1 protein-coding gene (only partly in view) is annotated in these 21,655 nt (G+C 67.3%); it reads left to right on the top strand.

This entire window lies inside a single protein-coding gene on the top strand: locus C811_RS07830, encoding a PASTA domain-containing protein (protein ID WP_022926450.1). The 74,733-nt coding sequence extends 36,798 nt beyond the window's left edge and 16,280 nt beyond its right edge, so the window shows coding positions 36,799-58,453, spanning codon 12,267 (complete) through codon 19,485 (partial); the first complete codon in view begins at nt 1. Both codon boundaries (start and stop) fall beyond the window edges.

Here is a 21,655-nt window from a genome sequence, read left to right as displayed (position 1 = left end):
GCGACCTACGTGAACGCCAAGCTGCGCGCTCTGGACCGGGGCACCTACGACGACTACCGCTACACCCTGGATGCCGACACGGCGGGCACCGAGCACACCTTGGATGCCACCACGGCCTTCTACCTGCGCTCGACCACCTATATTCCCGATCCCAACTGGAAGCCCACCAACCCCGATGGCGATAAGAAGCCCGAGGGCGGCTCCGGCGACGGCTCCGGCACCGAAGGCGGCGCTGGCGACGGCTCCGGCACCGAAGGCGGCGCTGGCGACGGCACTGGCGACGGCTCCGGCACCGAGGGCGGCGACGGTTCCGGTGACGGCGACAAGGGCGACGGCTCTGGCGACGGCGAGACCGAGCAGGCCCCGCTGATCCCCGTGTACAGCTGGACCCCCATCACCCTGAACTCCACGAATCTGGACGATTACGTGGGCACGTTCTCCGACGAGGAGCACCAGCTGTACTCCAAGACCGGCAACGCCGGCACCGATGACGACTACGAGCGCGCCACCCTGAAGAAGCTGGCCGTGAACCCGGCCGAGAAGTACACCTACACCACGGCGGGCCTGGGTCGTCTGGCTCAGATCGGCTCCAACTACTTCGCCTACACCGAGGTGCAGAAGAACAAGGTGGATGAGGACGGCAACCCCGTGAAGGGGCCGGACGGCAAGCCGGTCAAGGAGACCGACTACTTCCACTACGTGGCCCAGGCCAAGGCCCCCGACGGGGACACCATCACCCTGGACCTCGGCCGCTATGGCGCGGTGGGGGAGAGCTTCTACACCTTCAGCGACCCCACTCCGACCGATACCCCCGGCACCTGGAACGTGGTGCGCGACGGCGTAGTGGTGGAAGAGACGTCGGTGCGCTACGACCTGGTGAAGGGCGTCGATAAGCTCGGCGACTACATGGAGGCCGAGGCCAACCAGCTCTATGTGGCCGTGCACAGCGACGCCTACGGCGACGTGTATCTGCCCGTGGAGATCATCCGTGTGAAGGAGGAGGAGGCCCCCAAGGCCCCCGACGCCTACGACGAGTGGGAGTACAGCCGCAACGAGACGGTGACCGACATCCGCACCGCCACGACGCGCAACGTGATCTTCCACATCCCGCTGAAGGATCCGGGCATTCCGTACAAGACCAACGAGAATGGCCAGTGGCTGTTGCGCGAGAAGGGCACCGACGTGCTCACAAGCGACATCGCCGTGGATGTGAACTACAACGCTGACGGCACCCCGAATTTGGGCGCCTACGCCGGCAAGTACGAGATCATCCCCTATACCTTCGAGAACTACCGCGTGGACGGCCGCACGCTCGCCTGGGTGGCCACGGGCGAGAACGATCCGTACTTCCACCACAACGAGATCAAGTACGATCCGAAGTTCCTGGAGTCCTTCGGCATGGACAACAACTGGATCGAGCACGACACCTTGTTCCTGCCCTCCGGCGAGAACGACGCGTGGCAGTACAACGAGACTCCGTGGTTCGCGGCTACCATCTTGAACTCCGCCGACAACCTGGAGCCTTCCGAGTACACCGACATCGTGGAGGCCCAGGGCAACCTGAAGCACGCCAAGCTCGTGTACGCTCTGCACCTGCCCAGCCAGGTCACCTTCTACGACGACCGCATGCTGACCGACGACAAGAAGCTGGCTGGCTGGAGCGACGAGAAGCAGACCTCCACCTCGCCCAACTACAAATGGATCGGTGATTACACCGACGATGACTACGCCTTCTACGTGGAGCGCACCTACCGCGACCGCCACGCCGAGGTGGCCGATCCGGCCGCCGGCGACTACGTGGTGGACGCCGTGGCCCACAAGATCGAGCGCTGGGTGACCGTGGCCGAGAACCACGGCCACGACAACGCCCCCAAGACCAAGGCCGACCTGGCCGCCGGCGAGTACGTGGCCGACGCGGACGGCAACAAGGTCATGGTGGAGGTGCCCGACCCGGCCCCGGCCGCCCGGGCCACCCAGAAGCCCAAGGAGGAGGCCGACCTGGCCGCCGGCGAGTACGTGGCCAATGCCGCGGGCGACAAGCTCGTGGCCAAGACCTGGGCCGACAAGACCCTTGGCGAGGGCATTATGCGCATCGAGCGCTTGACCCCGCGCCAGCTGCTGGGCGCCGGCTGGACGGTGAAGGCCACCTACCAGTCGAACTATCAGGACGACACCTTCGCCACCAAGGGCGCCACGGCCGGCCTCGGCGGTGCCGATAACGCCCATTACGGCAAGGCCGACCTGGACGATCCGGCCGACACCCTCGAAAGCCGCGGCCTGGTGCGCGACACCCTGGCCGGCGAGTCCGAGGAGAACCAGGGCGTGGGCAACCTGACCACGCTGAAACCCCACGCCCACGACCGGGAAGTGGTGGTCTTCGAGCTGGCTGCCCCCGATGACGCCACCGACAACGAGTTCGCCGAGTTCGACAGCTTGCTGAACGCCTTCTACGCCGGCGCCCATGCCGACGGCTACCTGGGCTACGGCGACGCCATCACCTTGAAGGTGAAGACGCGCCTGGATAACCTGGGCAGCGTCGATACCGCTATGGACGACAGCCTCTACGAGGGCGGCGAGCTGATCAGCTACAAGAAGCAGATGGAGACCGTGGCCTCCTGGAAGGGCGACGACTCCCAGGTGTACGCCACGGCCCACGAGACCAAGCTGAACTGGCTTTCCGACGACCCGGACGACGGCGCGTGGGACCACATCTACGACGACGACTTCAACGGCAACGGCGTGACCGGCGGCGAGAACACCGGCTTCGGCAAGGACGAGAACGGCAACCCCATCGATCCCGGCAATGCAGGAGGCTCTTCGGCCACCAAGCCCAAGCTGGAGGAAATCGCCAAGACCCTCATCGGCACGTCGTTCCACGGCCAGTCGGTCAACCGCTTCTTCCGCGCGGGCAAGAAGGCCGAGGACAACCAGTACGAGAACATCAACTACGACCGAGACAAGGACTTCGACGACCTGTTCGTCACGGCTAACTCCGGTTGGTTCCATGTGCGCAAGCCGTCGGTGTCGGTGCGCTCCGACACGGCCAAGCTGCGCAGCCTGCTGTACAACTCCGACATGAACGTCTACACCGGCCAGGACGTGCAGCTGCGCGGCTCCAACGGGTTCTACCTGACCCAGGCCGTGAACACCGGCGGTGCCGTGAACAGCTTCGTGGTGGATTGGCAGGTGCCCTTCTGGGCCACGGCCGGCAAGACGGTGGCCGACAACGCCATGACCGTGAACAACGCCCCCTTCGAGTCCCAGGACTACGCCGTGGGCCGTCTGAGCTCGGTGTTCGAGCGCGTGTCCACCGGCGTATGGGAGGTTCCCGGGGCCAGCTATGCGCTGAGCTACACCTACAAGGGCACCCCCATCACTCTGGCTGAGGACGGCACCTATTCCGTCAGCTCCACCTCCACCGGCGAGGACGGCACGGACGTGACCACCCAGGTGACCTACCACCAGGACCGCAACGGCAACATGGTGGACGAGAAGGGCGTGGTGTGCGACGACTTCACCGTGACCCGCACGGCCGAGAACAAGGCCGCCGAGACCGAGAAGCAGCTGCGCCTGTTCATGTTCGCCCGCGTGGTGACCACCGACCGCACCGAGCGTGCCAACGCTTACAACGAGCAGAACGGCCCGGCCTATACCGACCATGAGAACTTCGCCCTGTCCGGCTCGGATGCCGACCGCGACTACTGGTACGGCGAGGACGAGGTGGATCCGGTGTTCGGCGACTCCACCGACTACAACACCGCCGACGAGCAGCGCTGGGTGCAGATCGGCGACGAGAACGGCTATGCCATCTCCGATAAGAAGAACGTGGTCATCGACGACGAGTTCCTGAAGCAGTATCCCGACTGCCAGGTGCGCCAGATCCGCTGGGTGGTGAAGGCCGTGCCCACCACCGTGGAAGGCGGCAAGACCATCGCCCACGTGGACGACGACACGCTGTCCCACAAGGTGGCCGTGCCCCACGGCTTCCGCCTCGACGTGGACGCCGTGGCCGATTCCGACAAGAAGCTCTACGATCAGAACGGCAAGGAGGTCCCGACCCAGGGCAAGCAGGAGGCCGACGACTTCGACCCGCTGCGCCTGAACGTGGGCTGGGGCTACAAGAAGAACAACAAGGGCCAGGTGCAGATCTTGGATGCGGCGGGCAACTACTTCCCCGACAGCGCCGTGGAGCTGCCCGCGGGCATTACCGACAACGCGCCCTGCGTCGACTTCGCCACCTCGCTTCTGAACACGCCTACGGTGGGCCAGGCGTCGCAGAACCCGCCGGACAACGACGGACCCTCGGCCGAGGCCGACCCGTCGGTGCACGTGAACCACTTCGTCTCCGCCACGCCGCGCTACGACGATACGAAGTTCGTGGAGACCGAGCGCAACCGCGCCGGCTTCATCCGCACGCCCGAGAACCCGGTGCTCGCCTTGGAGATCATCCAGGGCTACTTCTCCGGTTCCGGCTCCACGGGCTTCAAGTGGGTTACCGGCGCCTCTACCATCGACAAGGGCTCCTCGCGCATGATGCGCTACAAGATCGTGCTGTCCAACCTGTCCGACCAGCAGATGGCCGCCTTGAACTACGTAGGCGAGCAGGACTACTGCGCCAACCCGCAGATCTCCCAGATCTTGCCCTACGTGGAGGGCTTCGGCGCCGCCCAGGACATGAACGCCAGCAAGCTGAAGTACGTGGCCTACGACGATCTGTTCGTGACCAAGGAGGTGCCCGACCCGAACGATCCGGGCAAGACCACCACGGTGACCGAGTACGCGCCGGCCTACGACTACTTCAACTGGGACTACGTGTCCACCCGCAAGGGCAACAAGCCCCACTCCAACATCGACAACAAGACGCCTCTGTGGACCTACTACGTGGCCGATATGTCCGACTTCCTGGAAGTGGAGGACGTGGTGCGCTCCAATGCCGCGTCTATGCCGCGCATGAACGATCCCGAGATCGGCAGCGCCTTCCTCATGGCCGACAAGGCTGCCAGCGTCGATGCGGGCTCCAACTACAACCGCAAGATGATGAACTGGCGCTTCACCGGCCAGAAGAGCGAGAAGGACGTGACCGGCGAGGACGGCAACGTCACCCACGTGACCGAGTACGACCGCGGTATCCTGGCGCCCGGCCAGGGCATCGTGGTGGAGCTGATCGTGCCGGTGCAGAAGGAGGCCTCCGACCTTTTGTCCGAGGATCTGCTGACCACGGCCGGCTACGGCTACAAGCCTGGCACCTTCACCGGCTACACCCCGGCCACCTCCGACAACGACGGCTCCACCCGCGGCTTGGTGTCCGACACCCGCGACGTGAACCTGGATGGCAAGACGAGCCAGTCCATGGTCATGATGCAGCTGAAGGCCCTGGAGTTCACCGGCGATCAGAACCTGTCCAACACCAAGACCGTGACCACCGACCTGGAGGCCTTGGCCACCTATGCCACCAACGGCGCCGCGGGCGTTCCCGAGGGCACGACCTACGAGTACTACGCCAGTGCCGTGAACCCCGAGGCCGACGAGTCGAAGGCCCGCAACTTCAACAACATCGCCCTCTACGACATCCTGCCCTTCGAGAGCGACTACAAGATCTGGTCGGGCGACAACGGCGAGCCCACGGAGCGCGGCTCGCAGTGGTCCGGCTGGTTGAAGGACCTGGACTCCATCCAGGTGGTCCGCTTCTCGGCCGCCGACACCACCCTGGGCAAGGACGGCCAGAAGCTGGTGGACGGCACCGATATGAATATCTGGGTGGGTCCCTACGAGGAAGACCCGACGACCGGCCGCATCACCCTGGGCACCGAGCAGGATCTGTTCTGGATGTACCCCTACAGCGACAAGGAAGTGTACGGCCCCAACTATCCGCGCGATCCGGCTACGGGCGAGCCCCTCATCCCGCCGATCGACGACGACGGCAACCCGTTGATTCCGGGTACCGACCCCTACGACGTGGAAACCATCACCGACAGTTCCTACTACCGCTTCGAGGACTTGCGTTTGGGCAGCTTGAACGAGGAGACCGGCGCGCCCGAAGTGGATGCCGATACCATGAAGCGCCGCTACAAGATGGTGAAGCTGGCCGACTTGAAGGAGTACGTGGAGGAGTACCCGGAGACCGAGGAGGAGCTGACCCGCGGCCTGCGCGCCATCTGGGCCCAGCCCAAGGCCGACACCTTCATTCCGCGCAAGGGCTACGTGCGCCTCATGTACGAGCTGGCCGCTCCGCTGAACCTGCCCAAGTTCCTGGGCACCAAGACCGGCGACCCGGCCATCGACCTGAAGCCCCTGTTGTCCAATGCCGAGATCGACAAGCTCTCCGATGCCGATAAGGCCCTGTACTACAAGCAGTACGCCCGCGCCCAGGAGATGCGCTCGGTCATCCAGTGGAACACCGTCTACTGCCGCGTGAACATCAACGACTCCGGCGACATCTCCGGCGCCTACCACGTGGAGGACCAGATGGCCGGCACGTTCATCGACGCGCCGGACGAGCGCGGCTACATCGGCGACTACGTGTGGCTCGATTCCGACTGGTCGGGCACCCCGGAGGACGACGTGCTCGATCTGAACGGCAACGAGGCCGAGAAGGACGCCGACGGCAACGTGCTGAACTCCGCCTATCAGACCTCGCTGAACGGCCGCAAGCTGCTGCGCGGCGTGAAGGTGGACGAGAACGGCGACCCGCTGTACAAGACCGTGAAGGAACCCGTCTACGACGAGAACGACGAGCCGGTGCTCGACGATGACGGCAACCAGGTGTACCGCGACCGGAAGGTGTTCGACCGCTTCGACAACACCGTCGACGAAGCCACGGGGGAGAGCCACCTGAAGGATCTCGACTACGACCTGGAGAAGGAAGACCCCGGCATCAACGGGGTGAAGGTGGAGCTGTTGAACGAGTACGGCAACCCCGTCAACCGCGACGGCGAGGTATCCATGCTCGTGAACAACGACAAGACGGGCCGTCAGGACCGCTGGGTGCGCTGCGATGCCCGCACGGGCAAGCCGGAGTTCGACGCCTACGGCAACTACATCAACGCCGACGGCGGCCAGCCCTACACCTTCACCACCGAGACCGACTACTACGGCAACCCGGGCTACTACGTGTTCAGCAACCTGCTGCCGGGCAAGTACCGCCTGCGCTACACCTTCCCCGAGAAATACTACAACTTCTCGCCCACGACCAAGTCCATCGGTAATGTGGACATGTACGTGAACGCCGAGGACAAGGACCTCACGGTGGAGCGCATCGATGCCGACCATGCCAACGGCGTGGACGCGGCGCTCGTGGTGACCACCTCCACCATCGACGTGGAGCCCGTGGCCTACGACAAGGCCAACGCCGGCACCGACGCCTACAACAAGGCCGTCCACGACGCCTACGACAAGAAGGCCACCTCCATGAAGCTGGGCATCGCCCAGGGCATCACCTTCGAGGGCGTGACCTATCGCGACGACATCCTGGCCGACGGCACGCCCGAGGAGGACATCCAGATCAACTCGCTGCTGGATTCCGTGGGCGTGGGCACCGGCACCACCGCCGAGGATCAGATGGCCGGCGCCGACGCCGTACCCGAGAAGCGCCTCGAGGGCATCCGCGTGAACGTGTACGAGTACGACAAGGCCAAGGGCACCATCTCCTCTACCCTGGCCACCGATGCCGACGGCAACGCCGCCACCATCGTGACCGACGACACGGGCTTCTTCCGCTTCCGCTTGAAGGCGGGCAAGTCCTACATCATCAAGACCTCCGAGACTGTGGCCAACCGCCTCATCAAGCCCACGTTGAGCACATGGTCCAAGGATGCGACGGCCTACCAGCGCGAGGGATTCTACTACCACGACTCCGACGTGCTGGTGGCCGACAACGACCTGCGCTACGTGTCCGGCTCGGCCCGCACCTACCCGCTTGTGGCCGCCCTGCCCCTGGACGAGGACGGCAAGGTGATCTACCACGACCCGGCCAACGAGTGGATGGGCTACAAGCGCCAGGACAAGCTGGCCTTGGGCTACGTGGACGGCACCAAGGGCTACCTGGGCAACAACGTGTGGAGCGATGACAACTACGACGGCGTCCAGCAGGCCGAGGAGCCCGGCGTGGGCCAGGGCAAGGACAACGGCGGCGTGAAGGTGAAGCTGGAGACCTGGTACTACGGGCCGGCCGAGACCCATCTGGCCTACGTGCAGAAGAAGGATGCCGACGGCAACCTGCTGTGGAAGACCAACGCCGCGGGCGTGCCTATGGTGGATCCGGATTCGGGCCAGAAGGTCCCGGTCATGGAATGGACCATGGTGGACTCCGGCGAGTTCTCCTGGCAGCTGTACCCCGGCGAGGCGCTGCGCGAGGCCTACACGGGCGATGCGGCCGCGGCGGGCACCTACCTGTTCCGCGACGTGTCCTCTTACGTGGTTGATCCGCGCGATACCCGCAACCTGGACAACGACTACAAGACCAAGCGTCTGGCCGGTTATCGCCTGCGCATCGACCAGGAGGACCTGAGCACCCTGGACGAGGACTACGCCATCACGGTGCGCAACGCCTTCATGACCGACAACCAGGGCAATCTGGGCCAGTCGGTGGACTCCGACTCCGACCTGATGAGCAAGCCGGAGGCCACCACGGTACTGCGCCAGGCCAACGATGCCGCCGCCGGCTTCGTGGATACCAACGAGTACTACGTGAAGGTGGGCGCGGGCTGGACCGACGCCGACTTCGCGCCCGCAAGCGCCTCCACCGGCGCCGACGAGCAGCGCTACGTGAAGGTGAACGGCGCCCGCCCCGACGGTTCCGCCGGCTTCGTGGCCGTGACCGACGTGCCGACGGCGCCCGCGGCTGCCGTCCCCGATCCGGACGCCGATGCCGATAGCTTTACCGGCACCCAGTTCGCCGGCGGCGGCAACTCCGAGGACGCCAAGACGCTGACCTACTATCTGAACGAGCAGCGCGACGAGGGCTGGACACCCGAGCCCGGCTCGTTTGCCGACGGCTACGTGGTGCTCGCCTCCATCGGCCAGCACTCGGCTACCGGCACGAAGCTGAACCGCGACGGCACGCCCCAGGCGGGCTCGCCGGAGCTGGTTCCCTTCACCCCGCTCAACGAGAACGAGCGCGTGGAGATCACCTACACCACGGTGTACCGCAACGAGACCGACGCCACCCAGCAGATCACCATTGCCGACCCGTACCCCGAGGGCAAGGGCATGGAGGCCAACACCGAAGTTGAGTGCGTGGCGGCCAAGACCTCTGTCACCGACGAGGACGGCAACGCCCTGAACGTGCCGGTGAACGTGAATGCCACCGACGCCGAGGGCAACCGCCGCGTGCTGTTCGGCAACGACGATGTGGACGGTGCGGGCAACTACACCGGCCGCATCAAGCTGGTGCCCGGCGACAGCGTGGTGGTGAAGGCCACCTATCGCTTCCGCACCGTGAAGACCGTGGCGCACCACGCCATCATCGGCGGCACCGAGGACGGCGAGGTGGAGACCAACACCGTGGCCCACAAGGTCAAGCGCGACCTGGAGGCCCTGCTGCCCGTGCTGCCCCTGCGCCAGAGCTCCATGCTGAAGGACGAGCGCAAGACCGTCTACAACGACGACGGCACGGTGAAGGAGTACATCGACCCCACCATCGAGGTGGAGAACTACGTGGGCATGACCTACGCCGAAGCCAAGGCGGCGCTGGAGAAGAAGGGCCTCACCGTGGGCCGCGTGCTGTTCCGCGACGCCGTGACCCCCGGCTCCTCGGCCGGCCGCGTGGTGGCCCAGGTGCCCGCCGCCGGTCCCGGCATGGTGAAGCATGCAGGCGGCTCGGTGAACCTGGTGTTCGAGGGCACGCTGATGGATCTGGCTCCCACCTGGGCCGCCAAGGGCCTGGAGAGCTCCGGTAAGACGAGCAGCGACGCTTCCGACACCCGCTTTACCTACGGCAAGGAGCTGTTCGACGAGGACGGCATCACCACGGGCCGCTACGTGCCCCTGGCCACCTTGGCGGGCATGGACGCGAGCCGCTACGGGTCCACCGAGGAGCTGGAGGAGGCTCTGAACGACCTGTGGACCGCCGCCACCACCCTGAAGCGCCAGATTCCCGCCGAGCCGAAGGTGCCCCCGACGCCGGATGAGCTGTCGCGCCAGAACGAGAAGTACAACGAGGAGAACTTCTACGCCGAGGTGAAGGTGCAGGATCCGAACAATCCCACCGAGGCCGAGCGCAAGCGCGCGCAGGAGGCCGCCGACAAGGCCTGGTCGGCCGATTGGGAGAGCTTCCTGGTCACCTGGCACCAGGTGCTCGGCTTCGGCTACGCCGACGCCAACGGCGAGATCGTGATAGGCAGCCTGAACGGCGAGGCCGATCCGGTGAAGCAGCCCTACGTGAAGCACGGCATCGTGCTGGCCGACACCACCGACGACGAGGGCGCCGGCTCCCTGAAGACCGAGACGGGCGAGTGGCTGGCCTACAAGGCCGCCTACAACGGCGATCTCACGTACACCTACTCGATCTACAACGATAAGACCGGCACCGTGGAGCTGCGGAAGTTCGACGGCGCCATCATCAGCACGACCACGGACAAGGACGGCAAGCCCGTAGTCGACAAGAACCCGGATCCCGAGGACTTCTCCGGCTTCAAGGCCATCTACGACACGCTGAAGGCCGACTACGACGCCAAGCGCAACCGTTATTTGGAGGCGCTGGCCATCTACGAGACGCTGAACGAGGAGTACGCCACCTACAAGGGCAAGTACAAGACCTACCTGGCCGAGAAGCTGGAGTACGAGTCCGAGGAGGACTTCGGCAACGGCAAGATGCTGTTCGGCGATGTGCACACCGTCTACGACCTGGGCGATGCGGCCCGTCTGTACAACTGGGACGCCGGCCTGGTGCCCGTGCCGCGCTCGAGCATCTCCGGCAAGGTGTGGGACGACTCGTTCCACGAGACCGAGAAGAACACCGACGATGCCGCGGCCCGCGACAAGGCCTACAACGGCATCCAGGACGACGGCGAGCCGGGCCTGGCCAACCAGGCCGTGTACCTGACCCAGTGGTACTACCTGCCCTTCGCCGATCTGAACGGCAACCAGGGCGGCACGGACGATGAAGACGCCACGCTGGCGGCCTTCCAGTTCAAGCGTCGTCCCGAGCTGCTGACCATGGGCGCGGCCGAGCTGGCCGCCGAGGCGGTTGCCGCCGGCGTGCCCGAAGCGGCCGTCGAGGCCGGCGACTTTGAGCTGGCCTCCGATGCGAGCGGCTTCTGGGTGCGCAACCTCGCCTTCGGCACCGACCGCATGACGAGCCGCAAGGTGGAGGAGCCCGTCTTCGACGCCAACGGCGACCCGGTGATCGACGAGGTGACCGGCACGCAGAAGATCGAGGTGAAGTACGTGCCCCGTTCCACCGACGGTTGGAACGTGCTGGACGGCGACGGCAACGCCACCGGCGTCATCGCCGTGAAGACCGGCGACGTGCGCCGTTACACCGACGAGGTGACCGGCGACGACGGCACCGTGACCGAGGAGGTGCGCGAGGACGACAGCAAGCTGGGCGTGTACACCTTCGACAACCTGCCCGCGGCCTACACCGCTCCCGATGGCGGCCACTACCTGGCCAGCTACCGCGTGGAAGTGGGCGAGCGCCTGTTCACCTCCGAGGACGACGCCACCACGGCCGACGACGAGCAGTGGCTGCTCACCCGCTACCACAAGACGGCCGCCGACGGCGAGGACGCCACCGAGCGCGATTCCGACGCCGAAGGCGGTCTGGGCAAGAACGGCGGCATCGCCATCACCGCTCAGGACACGGTGCTGACCTTGGACGGCAACGACCATGACGGCGTGCGCGCGCACTCCGGTCACATCGTGCTGGCCGACACGGCCGACAATGTGAAGCACTCCAACATCGACCCGGACACCCTGGCCCGCGACCTGCAGGCCTCCAAGGTGACCATTCCCCTGGCCGATGTGGTGAGCAAGACCATCGAGGGCGACGAGAGCGCCGCCAGCCACACCACGGCCGACGGCACCGAGGTGCTCGTGCCCACCGACCGCTACATCACCTACGACTGGCTGGGCTGCCGCCCGCTGCGCGACGAGAACGGCGATGTCGTGGTGGACGAGGACACCCGCCGCCCGCTGCCCGCGGTGGTGCCCGGCGGCGATGCCGGCGAGATCAAGCCGCCGACCCAGAAGATCACCGGCGTGGTGTTCAACGATGCCGACAACGACGGCATGAACGGCACCGTGGCCGCCGGCGAGACCGACACCGTGGTCGACCACCCGGTGAAGGGCGTCCAGCTGACCCTGGAGCGCTACTACACCCTGGCCGAGAGCAATGACGCCGAGGACGCGGCCGTGGCCGCGGGCGGCTGGCACGCCGATCCGACCTGGTCCTCGGATGCCAGCACCAAGGCCTACGAGGCCGACCGCACCCGGGGCCTGGCCGGCGACAACCACTACGGCGCCTGGGAAGCCCCCGAGGAAGGGGAGGACGACACGTGGTACCGCCAGGTGACCGTTGACGGCGCCGTAAGCTATGTGGCCTACACCGACGCCGAGATCGAGGCGCTGTTCCCCGAGGGCACTTCCGTGGCCAAGGTGTACCGCCAGGATGTGGCCCCGGCCGTGGGCGTTGCAGGCCACTACACCGAGATCGATCTGGTGAAGTATCCCAACGGCGTCATCTGCCCGCGCATCGAGACCGAGACCTACTACAAGCAGCAGGCCGGCGCCGACGGTGCCGACGCCATCTACACGGCCTACGCCGAGGACGAGCTTCTTGCCCTGTTCACCGACAAGACGACCGAGGTGGAGGCCTTCGCCCTGGTGTCCGAGGCCGAGATGGACGGCGATGTGGAGATCAAGCCCGCCGTGTACGCGCCGGTGACCCTGGTGCTGAACGAGTACGGCCTGCCCGAGCCCGTGACAAGCGAGGTCGACGGCACCCACAACGCCCTTACCCTGGCCGACGGCTCCTACGAGTTCACCAACTTGAAGACCCAGGGCTGGCTGCCGTTCAAGGACGGCGTGGCCGTGCCCGACGGCACCGAGGGCGCCGAGAAGAAGCTCGTGGTGTTCGGCTACCGCGTGCGCGTGACCGAGGAGGATTGGTGGAACCGCTACTGGGGTACCGCGAAGTACCTGCAGGGTTCCTCCTACGCCGCCGATGCCACCGACTGGATGGCCGACTCCGATCTGGTGCACACCGACGGCTACCTGATGAGCGGCACCGCCGCCGAGGGCGATCCGTCCGAGTACACCGTGCTTCTGAACGTGCGTGCCGGCGACTCCCCGTCGGTGAACCTGCACAAGGCCCTGAACCCGAACAACCCGAACCAGAACACTATCGACCGCTACGGTGAGAACGACCGCTACGAAGGCGATGCCGTGGAAGAGGTGCTTACCACCAACGCCGTGGACGCCGCCAACGCAGACAAGGCCGACGACGCGGCCGATCGGGTGGCCTTCCGCCCGGTGCTCACCTACGATCTGGCCCGCGGCGCCGACCGCGCCGGCAACGACGCCGGCCTGCGCGTGCCCGTGCAGCAGAAGATCGGCGGCCGCGTGTTCCACGACGCCGACTACGACGGCACCCTGAACCGCACCCGTCAGATGAACACCCTGCCCACGGCGGACAAGCCGCTTGACGGCGACGACGCTGATGCGGGCGAGGACGCGCCCGCCGAGACCGCCGGCGATATCGGCATGGCCGGCAAGCGCGTCATCCTGAAGCAGTGGTACTGGGCCCCGGTGGAGCAGACCGTGTACAAGAAGGACGGCGTCGTCATCGACGAGAAGGACGCCTTCGCCGACGAGGACAAGACCACCCTGGCCGACGGCGTGACCGCCGAGCAGGAGACGGTGTGGCAGTGGGTCCAGAACAAGGCCTTCGGCAACGACGCCTACACCGTAGCCGAGGCCTCGGTGACCTACGACGGCGACGGCGCGGTGGAAAGCTCCACCGACGCGGCCTACGCCGACGGGCTCACCACCATCATCCCGAACGCCACCTACGACGAGAAGGCGGGCGGCGTGTGGCTGCTTACCGACAAGGACGAGTTCGACACCGTGACCGGCGCCGATGGCGCTGAAACGGAGCAGCAGGTGAAGACCGCCGGCGACTACCTGTTCGACCGCCTGCCGGCCCGCTACGTGGAGGCCCGCCACGACGACATCTACACCGAGCCCGAGTTCGACAACGACGATCCTATCCTCACGGCCCCGAGCACCCTGGGCGCGCCGGCTCCCGAGTACCTGGCCGGCTACACCGTGGAGGTGCTGGGCGGTGCCATTGACACCGGCGACACCGAGGCCATCCCGGGCCTGCCCGCCACGCTGCTGCAGACCGATGACGCGGACGATACCCTGAACTCCAAGGCCGTGAGCGCCATTGCGGCCAAGGGCTCCCATGAGCAGAACTTCGCCGACTACGCCGACGGCAACTACCCGGTGCGCATGAACGAGCTGACGGTGCAGACGGTGGATGCCCAGGGTAATCCGGTGAAGGCCACCCTGGACGGCAAGATCATCCTGGCCGCCCGGGCCGCCGCCCAGCCGGCCGCCGAGGGCGAGGAAGCCACGCGCAACGCCGCCACCGGCGCCCGCAAGGACGCCGCCCAGGCCGCGTCCCGCGGCACCCAGCGCCAGTACTACGTGAACGAGACCCGCGCCGCCCAGGCCGCCGGCTCTGCCGCCGGCGCCGCCGTGGCTGCCCGCGACGAGGCCGGCGAGCCGGCCGACCAGACCGTGTTCTACGACTGGTCCGTGGGCCGCGACGAGACCCGCATGCACGCCGGCTTCGGCGAGTACGGGCACACCACCATCTCCGGCAAGGTGTGGCGCGACCACAACTTCGACGGCATCCTGAACCCCGGCGAGGAGGTCATCGCCGGACGCCAGCTGTCCGTCACCCAGTGGTTCTACGTGGACGACCCGGCGCTCATCGCGGCGCTTGCGGCCGATCCCGAGAACTTCGCGGTGGACGAGATCGACAACGTGATCAGCCGCAACGCCGACAAGACGCCGGCCGAGACCGTGAAGGCCGCCTGGGTGCATGCCAAGACCAAGGCCGAGAAGGCCGCCGACAAGGCCGCTGCCGAGGCCGACGGCTCCGTGAGCACCATCGATCCGACGGTGTCCCGCTCCACCTTCGAGCGCCCCGTGGCCGTCACCGACGGTGCCACCGGCGTGTACAAGTTCGAGAAGCTGCCCTCCTTCGTGTACCTGGGCGGCTCCTTCACCGCCGCCGACGAGGGCGACGAGGACACCCCGGCCACCGATGCCTCCAACGACATCGAGGTCATTCAGCCCAACGACACCACCGACACCCTGGAGGCCAACCAGGTGGATCTGGACAAGCTGTACCTGGCCTCCTATCGCATCACCCTGGCCGAGGTGGCCCCCGACTACGCGCTCACGGGCCTTCATGTGGGCGTGAACATCGGCGACAAGACCTTGGGCAGCCTGTCCACCATCACCGCCCCGGGCGCCGACGGCAATCCGCTGCCCGGCGAGTCCGCCGATAACGACGCCTTCCGTCCGAACCCCTCGGGCGACCGCGTCATCCAGGTGGTCGAGGAGTTCTTCGACAATTCTTGGAACGGCGAGGGCACCTTCGAGGAGTACGAGCAGAACACCGATAAGAACTACGGCGACGATAAGCGCGACGAGGCGAACGAGAACAAGAACAACGCCAGCTTCTGGCGCACCGACGGCTATGTGATCGTGGCCGCCCGAAGCGCCGACGGCAACCGCTACAACGACGCCGGCACCGCCCGCGATGCGGCCAGCTACCAGTACGAGCAGATCTACAACGGCGTGCGCTACGATGTGCCGCGCCCGATGTTCGCCCAGTCCGGCGGCCAGGCCGGCCTCGTGAAGATTCCGCGCACGAGCCTGACCGGCCGCGTGTGGGACGACACCGGCGCCTACAACGCCGACGGCACCTACGATCTGTCCTGCGGCTACAACGGCGTGCAGGACGAGGGCGAGCGCGGTCTTGCTGGCCAGATCGTCTACCTCACCCAGTGGTACTGGAAGCCCGCCGTGGAGACCGGCAACACGGTGACCGGCGAGGGCGAGTGGGTGCAGAACACCGCCTTCGGCGAGGACACCTACACCTCCAACAAGTACAGCCGCGCCGATGGCGAGGCGGTGGCCCCCATCATCTACGACGGCAACGCCGCCGCCGAGCGCACCCCGCTTGAGGCCGTGTACGCCGATGCCTCGGGCAACACCCTGAAGGCCGACGGCACCCCCTATACCGCCGCCGACGCCGACGCGACCCGCGTGCCCGGCGCCCTGCGCGTGGCCACCGATGCCGACGGCCAGTGGCTCGTAGAGAACCTGCCCACGGTGTACGTGAGCGACGAGGACAAGTACTACCTGGCCTCCTACCGCGTGGAGCTGGCCGATCTGTACCGCGAGCCCTCCAACGGGGTGGACGGCACGGTGAACCAGTGGGTGCTCACCCGCTACCACCACGACGGCGTGGCCGAGGATGACGCCAACTGCGCCACCATCAACGGCAGCAAGTCGGTCACCGACGACTCGGATGTGGCCGCCACCGCCTTCGACGAGGCCCATCGTGGCACCGTCGGCGGCATGGTCATCGGCGGCCGCGTGGCTGCCGACACGACCGGCGTGGCCTCCGATGGCGCGGCCGTGGACGGCACCGCCGCCACCCGCACCACCCGCAGCCACGACGGCCAGATCATCCTGGCCTGGGCTGCCCAGGACACCGCGAAGGACGAGCACGGCAACTACACCCATAAGGACGCCAACGCCTTCGTGGAGCTGCCGGCCGGCGAGGGCATGGGCGAGGGCATGGAGATCTACGACTGGATCGCCGACCCCGAGACCATGACCGTGACCGACGAGGCCACCGGCGAGACCGCCGAGGTCGTGCGTCCGGTTGAGGCCGGCGACGTGGGCCAGGTAGAGGCCCCGCGCCAGGCCGTGGCCGGCTATCTGTGGAACGACGCCGACAACGACGGCATCCAGGATGCGGGCGAGGCCCCCGAGGCCGGCCGCAAGCTGGCCCTGGAGCGCTTCACCATCACCGCCACCCAGCAGGCCGACGGCTCCTTTGCCGTGGCCGAGGACGCCGCCTGGACGCGCGACGAGACCTGGGCTGCCAACTGGGCCGCCTACGACGCCGACCCGACCCAGGGCCTTGCGGCCCCCGACGCGGCCCAGAACGCGAGCCGCACCACCGAGACTGGCACGGACGGCCGCTACAGCTTCGGCGAGCTGCCGAGCCACCTGTTCCATCCGGCCCGCACGGTGGAAGGGGAGGACGGCGCGACCGTCGTCGAGCCCGCCTCGGTGACCATCTACGGTTACCGGGCCCGCCTCATCGACGTTCCCTTCTGGGAGCGCACCATCGGCGCGGCCAAGTACCGCCAGGGCGACGACTACGCGCTTGATTCCGACCTCGTCTACGCCGACGGCTACCTGTGCGCGCCGGGCGAGTACGACGTGCTGCTGAACGTGGTGACCGACGAGTCGCCGCGCGTGAACCACGTGAAGGCGCCCGCGTCCCTGGCTGCCAGCCAGAACTCCGCCGACCGCAACGCCGCCGCGCTCTACGACAAGCTCGTGGCCGCCGGCGACACCACGGCTGCCCTGAAGCTGCCCGTGGCCGTGGCCGAGCGCACCGGCGAGCCGGTGGCGGGCACCGTGGCCGATACGTCCGGCTACACCGTGTCCGAGAACAACTTCTATACCTACGATTTGGGCCTGGGTGCCGACCGCACCTCCCGCGATGCGGGCCTGCGCACCCCGACCTCCAACAAGATCGCCGGCGCGGTGTTCAACGACACCGACTACGACGGCACCGTGAACCGCATCGAGACGGTGGAGAACGAGGACGGCACCACCACCGACGCCACGGTGGCCGAGCCCGGCTTTGCCGGCAAGCGCGTCATCCTGCGCCAGTGGTTCTGGGCGCCGGTGGACGCCGACGGCAACGTGGTGGACGCCGCGGCGGCCGAGCGCTACGAGTGGAAGCTGAACGAGAACTTCGGCAACGACTACTACACCCGCGCCGCCAACGGCGCCGTGGTCCCCGTCACGGCTCCGGCCGATCAGCTGTTCACCATGCCGAATACCACCTTCGATCCGCTGCTGAAGGGCATCTGGACCTTGACCGCCGACGATACCTTCGATAAGGCCGACCCGACCGTGCAGCTCACCCGCGCCGGCGACTACCTGTTCGACCGCCTGCCGGCCCGCTACGTGGCCGAGCGCGCCGAGGTTGACGGCGTGAAGATGCCGGCCCGCGAGTACCTGGCCGGCTACACCGTGGAGGTGCTCGGCAGCACCGATAACGCCGAGTCCATGAACGGCATGCCGGCCACCCGCCTGCAGGTGGGCGCGACCGGCCAGGAGAGCTTCACCCTGGACGGCGCCACCGATCCGGTGAACTCCCAGGCCATCTCCGCCGAGACGGCCAAGGCCGACGCCGAGCTGGCGTCCATCTACGGCGAGGGCAACTACCCGCTGCGCTGGAACGACTACACCGCCCAGGGCGCGGCCGATGTGACGGATGCCGACGGCGCGGTGACCACCTTCACCAAGGCCACCCTGAACGGCCGCATCGTGCTGGCCGCCCCCACCACGGCCAACGCCGAGGGCGAGGGCGCCCCGGTGCAGCCCTCCGGCGCCACCCAGGGCCAGTACGTGGTGACCGCCACGGGCAAGGCCACTGCCGCCGAGGGCGCCCAGGACGCCACGGTGAGCTTCGACTTCTCCGTGGGCCGCGATGAGACGGCCCTGAACGCCGGCTTCGGCCTGTTCGGCACCACCGCCGTTACCGGCACGGTGTGGCAGGACGAGGACTTCAACGGCATCATGGAAGGCGACGAGCAGGGTCTGGCCGACAAGAGCCTGACGCTGACCCAGTGGTACTACGTGCGCGGCACCCTGGAAGGGGAGGGCGATGGCGCCCGCTTCGTGCCGGCAGCCGGCGAAGTGGTGCCCGAGGGCGCCACCGTGCGCCCCGTGAAGGGCGACGGCGCGAACGCCGATGCGTGCACGGGCGCCTGGGTGCGCGTGGACAGCTTCAACGGCACCGGCTCGGTCACCGCGGTGACCTCCGCCGACGCCGCCACCTTGGGCGACTACGCCTTCACGGGCCTGCCGAGCTTCGTGTACGCCCAGGACGACGCCATCCACCAGCCCGGCGAGCTGGCCCAGGAGAATCGTCCCCTGGAGAACGCGCACGCCGTGAAGACCGACAAGCTCTACCTGGTGAGCTACCGCTTGGTGCTCTCCGAGATCGCGCCCTCCTTCAGCCTCACCAAGGCGCACGTGGGCGTGAACATCGAGACCGATACCGTGGACGGCACGGGCAATCTGACCACCACCTCCAAGCCGGCCGATCATCCCGGTGCCACCGACGGAAACGGCACGGGCACCGACGGCCGCGAGGATATCGACTCCGATGCCATCCGCGGCGATGACGGCATCGAGCTGCGCGAGGAGTTCTTCGACGGCGTGCTGGCCGCTTGGCGCACCGACGGCTACGTGCTCGTGAGCGATCACGCCAACCGCGGTGTCGCCGGCGACGACGGCCACCAGTACGAGCAGAGCTACGGCTCCGGCGCCACCGGCTCGGTCGCCTACGATGTGCCCGATCCCATGGGCACCCAGCGCGGCGGCGACGCCGGCCTGTTCGCCGTGCCCCGGGCCGACATCACCGGCCGCATTTGGGACGACGCCACCGCCTACGGCGCGGGCGCTCCCGAGACCTACAACGGCATCCAGGACGAGGGCGAGCTGGGCTTGGCCGACGAGGCCGTGCTCGTGACCCAGTGGTACTACGACCCCGCCCGCGTGAACGACGAGGACGGCGGCAGCCACTGGTTCCAGAACAAGCAGTTCGGCCTGGACCGCTACACCTCCAACCGCGACGGTGCCTACCAGTACGCCGGCGCCGACGCCATCGCCAAGATGGGGGAGAAGAACGCCGACGGCACGGTCCAGCAGCTCACCCCCATCCTGTTCAACGGCAACACCAACGAGCCTCTGAGCTACGTGTACTTCGACAAGGCCGGCAGCCCCGTGGACGCCAAGGGCCGCCTGTACACGGCGGGCGAAGTGGCCCACGGCGAGGCGGTGACGCAGGCCGAGGGCGTGCTGGCCACCTTCACCGGCGCCGTGCGCACGGCGACCGACGAGAACGGCGAGGCAGTGGAAGATGCCGAGCAGCTGGGCCTGTACCACTTCGCCAACCTCCCCACGGCCTACGTGACCGACGACGACGAGTACTTCCTCGCGGCCTACCGCGTGGAGCTGGCCGATGTGGAGCACACCGAGAACGACGATAAGACCGACAACCAGTGGCTGCTGACCCGCTATTACCAGGGCACCGACCGCCTGGCCGACTCCGACGCGCTGGATACCCTGGATACCGGCATCGCCGGCGGCACGAAGATCCTCGGCAGCTACGCCAACGACGGCGCCAACACCTACGACGACGGCGCGGGCCTTACGTGGACCCAGCGCGCCAACGACGGCCAGGTCATTCTGGCCGGCACCCGCGCCGGCGGCGCGAGCCTCATTACCGGCGGTGCCACCTCGGCCGCCAAGTCCGTGGTCACCGTGCCCGCGGGCGAGGCCATGGACACCACCGAGGCCGTGGCCTACGACTGGGCGCGCACCGCTCGCCCGAGCGACACCCCGGCCGCCAGCGTGGACGAGGCCACCGGCACGACCCGCGTGGCCGGCGGCGACGTGGGCGAGGTGAAGGCCCCGGTCGAGGAGCTCCAGGGCCGCATCTGGTACGACGACGACAACGACGGTCTCCTGTCCGAGACCACCGACGCTAAGCCCGGTGCGGGCGCCGACACCCCGGCCGCCGGCATCCAGGTGACCCTCGAGCGCTACTACCATATCGTGGACGAGGAGCAGAAGGATCCCGACGCCGTGGCCGGTGGCTGGGTGCGCGACGACTACCTGAACGCCATTCCCGGCAAGACCACCTGGGCCTCCGAGGACCAGTGGAAGGCCTACGACGCCGACCCGACCGTGGGCCTGGGCGGCACCGGCGACCATACCGACGGCGTGGGCCGCACCGTGGCGACCGACGAGAACGGCGTGTACCACTTCCCGAAGCTGAAGACCCACGGCCGCTACACCGACGAGCACGGCGTGAGCCACCTGGTCATCTACGCCTACCGGGTGCGCATCACCGACCAGCGTTGGTGGGACCGCTACTTCGGCACCGCGAAGTTGCAGGTGTCCGGCTTTAACGGCACCGACTACGACCACGACTCCGATCTGAACGTGAAGACGGGCTACCTCATGGGCGACGACGAGTACGACGTGCTGCTTCAGGTGTCCAACGGCGCCGAGAACAACGCCAACTCGCCGATCTCCAACGGGCGCGTGGCCCCCAACTCCAAGAACCCGAACAACGGCGAGGACGAGGCCGCTGCCGCCTCCGACGTGACGAGCGCCGGCCGCATGTACGACCTGGCCTGGGGCATCACCCGCGTCCACAACGACGGCGGCCTGCGCGTGCCCATCACCCAGAAGATCGCCGGTCTTCTGTGGCGCGACTCCGACGACGCCTTCACGGCGCCGGCCGCAACCACCGACTACAACGGCCTGCGCGACGAGGGCGAGCCGGGTCTGGCCGGCAAGCGCGTCATCC

Source organism: Adlercreutzia caecimuris B7, from assembly GCF_000403355.2.
Lineage (GTDB): Bacteria > Actinomycetota > Coriobacteriia > Coriobacteriales > Eggerthellaceae > Adlercreutzia > Adlercreutzia caecimuris.
This window is presented reverse-complemented; position numbering and strand designations above follow the sequence as displayed.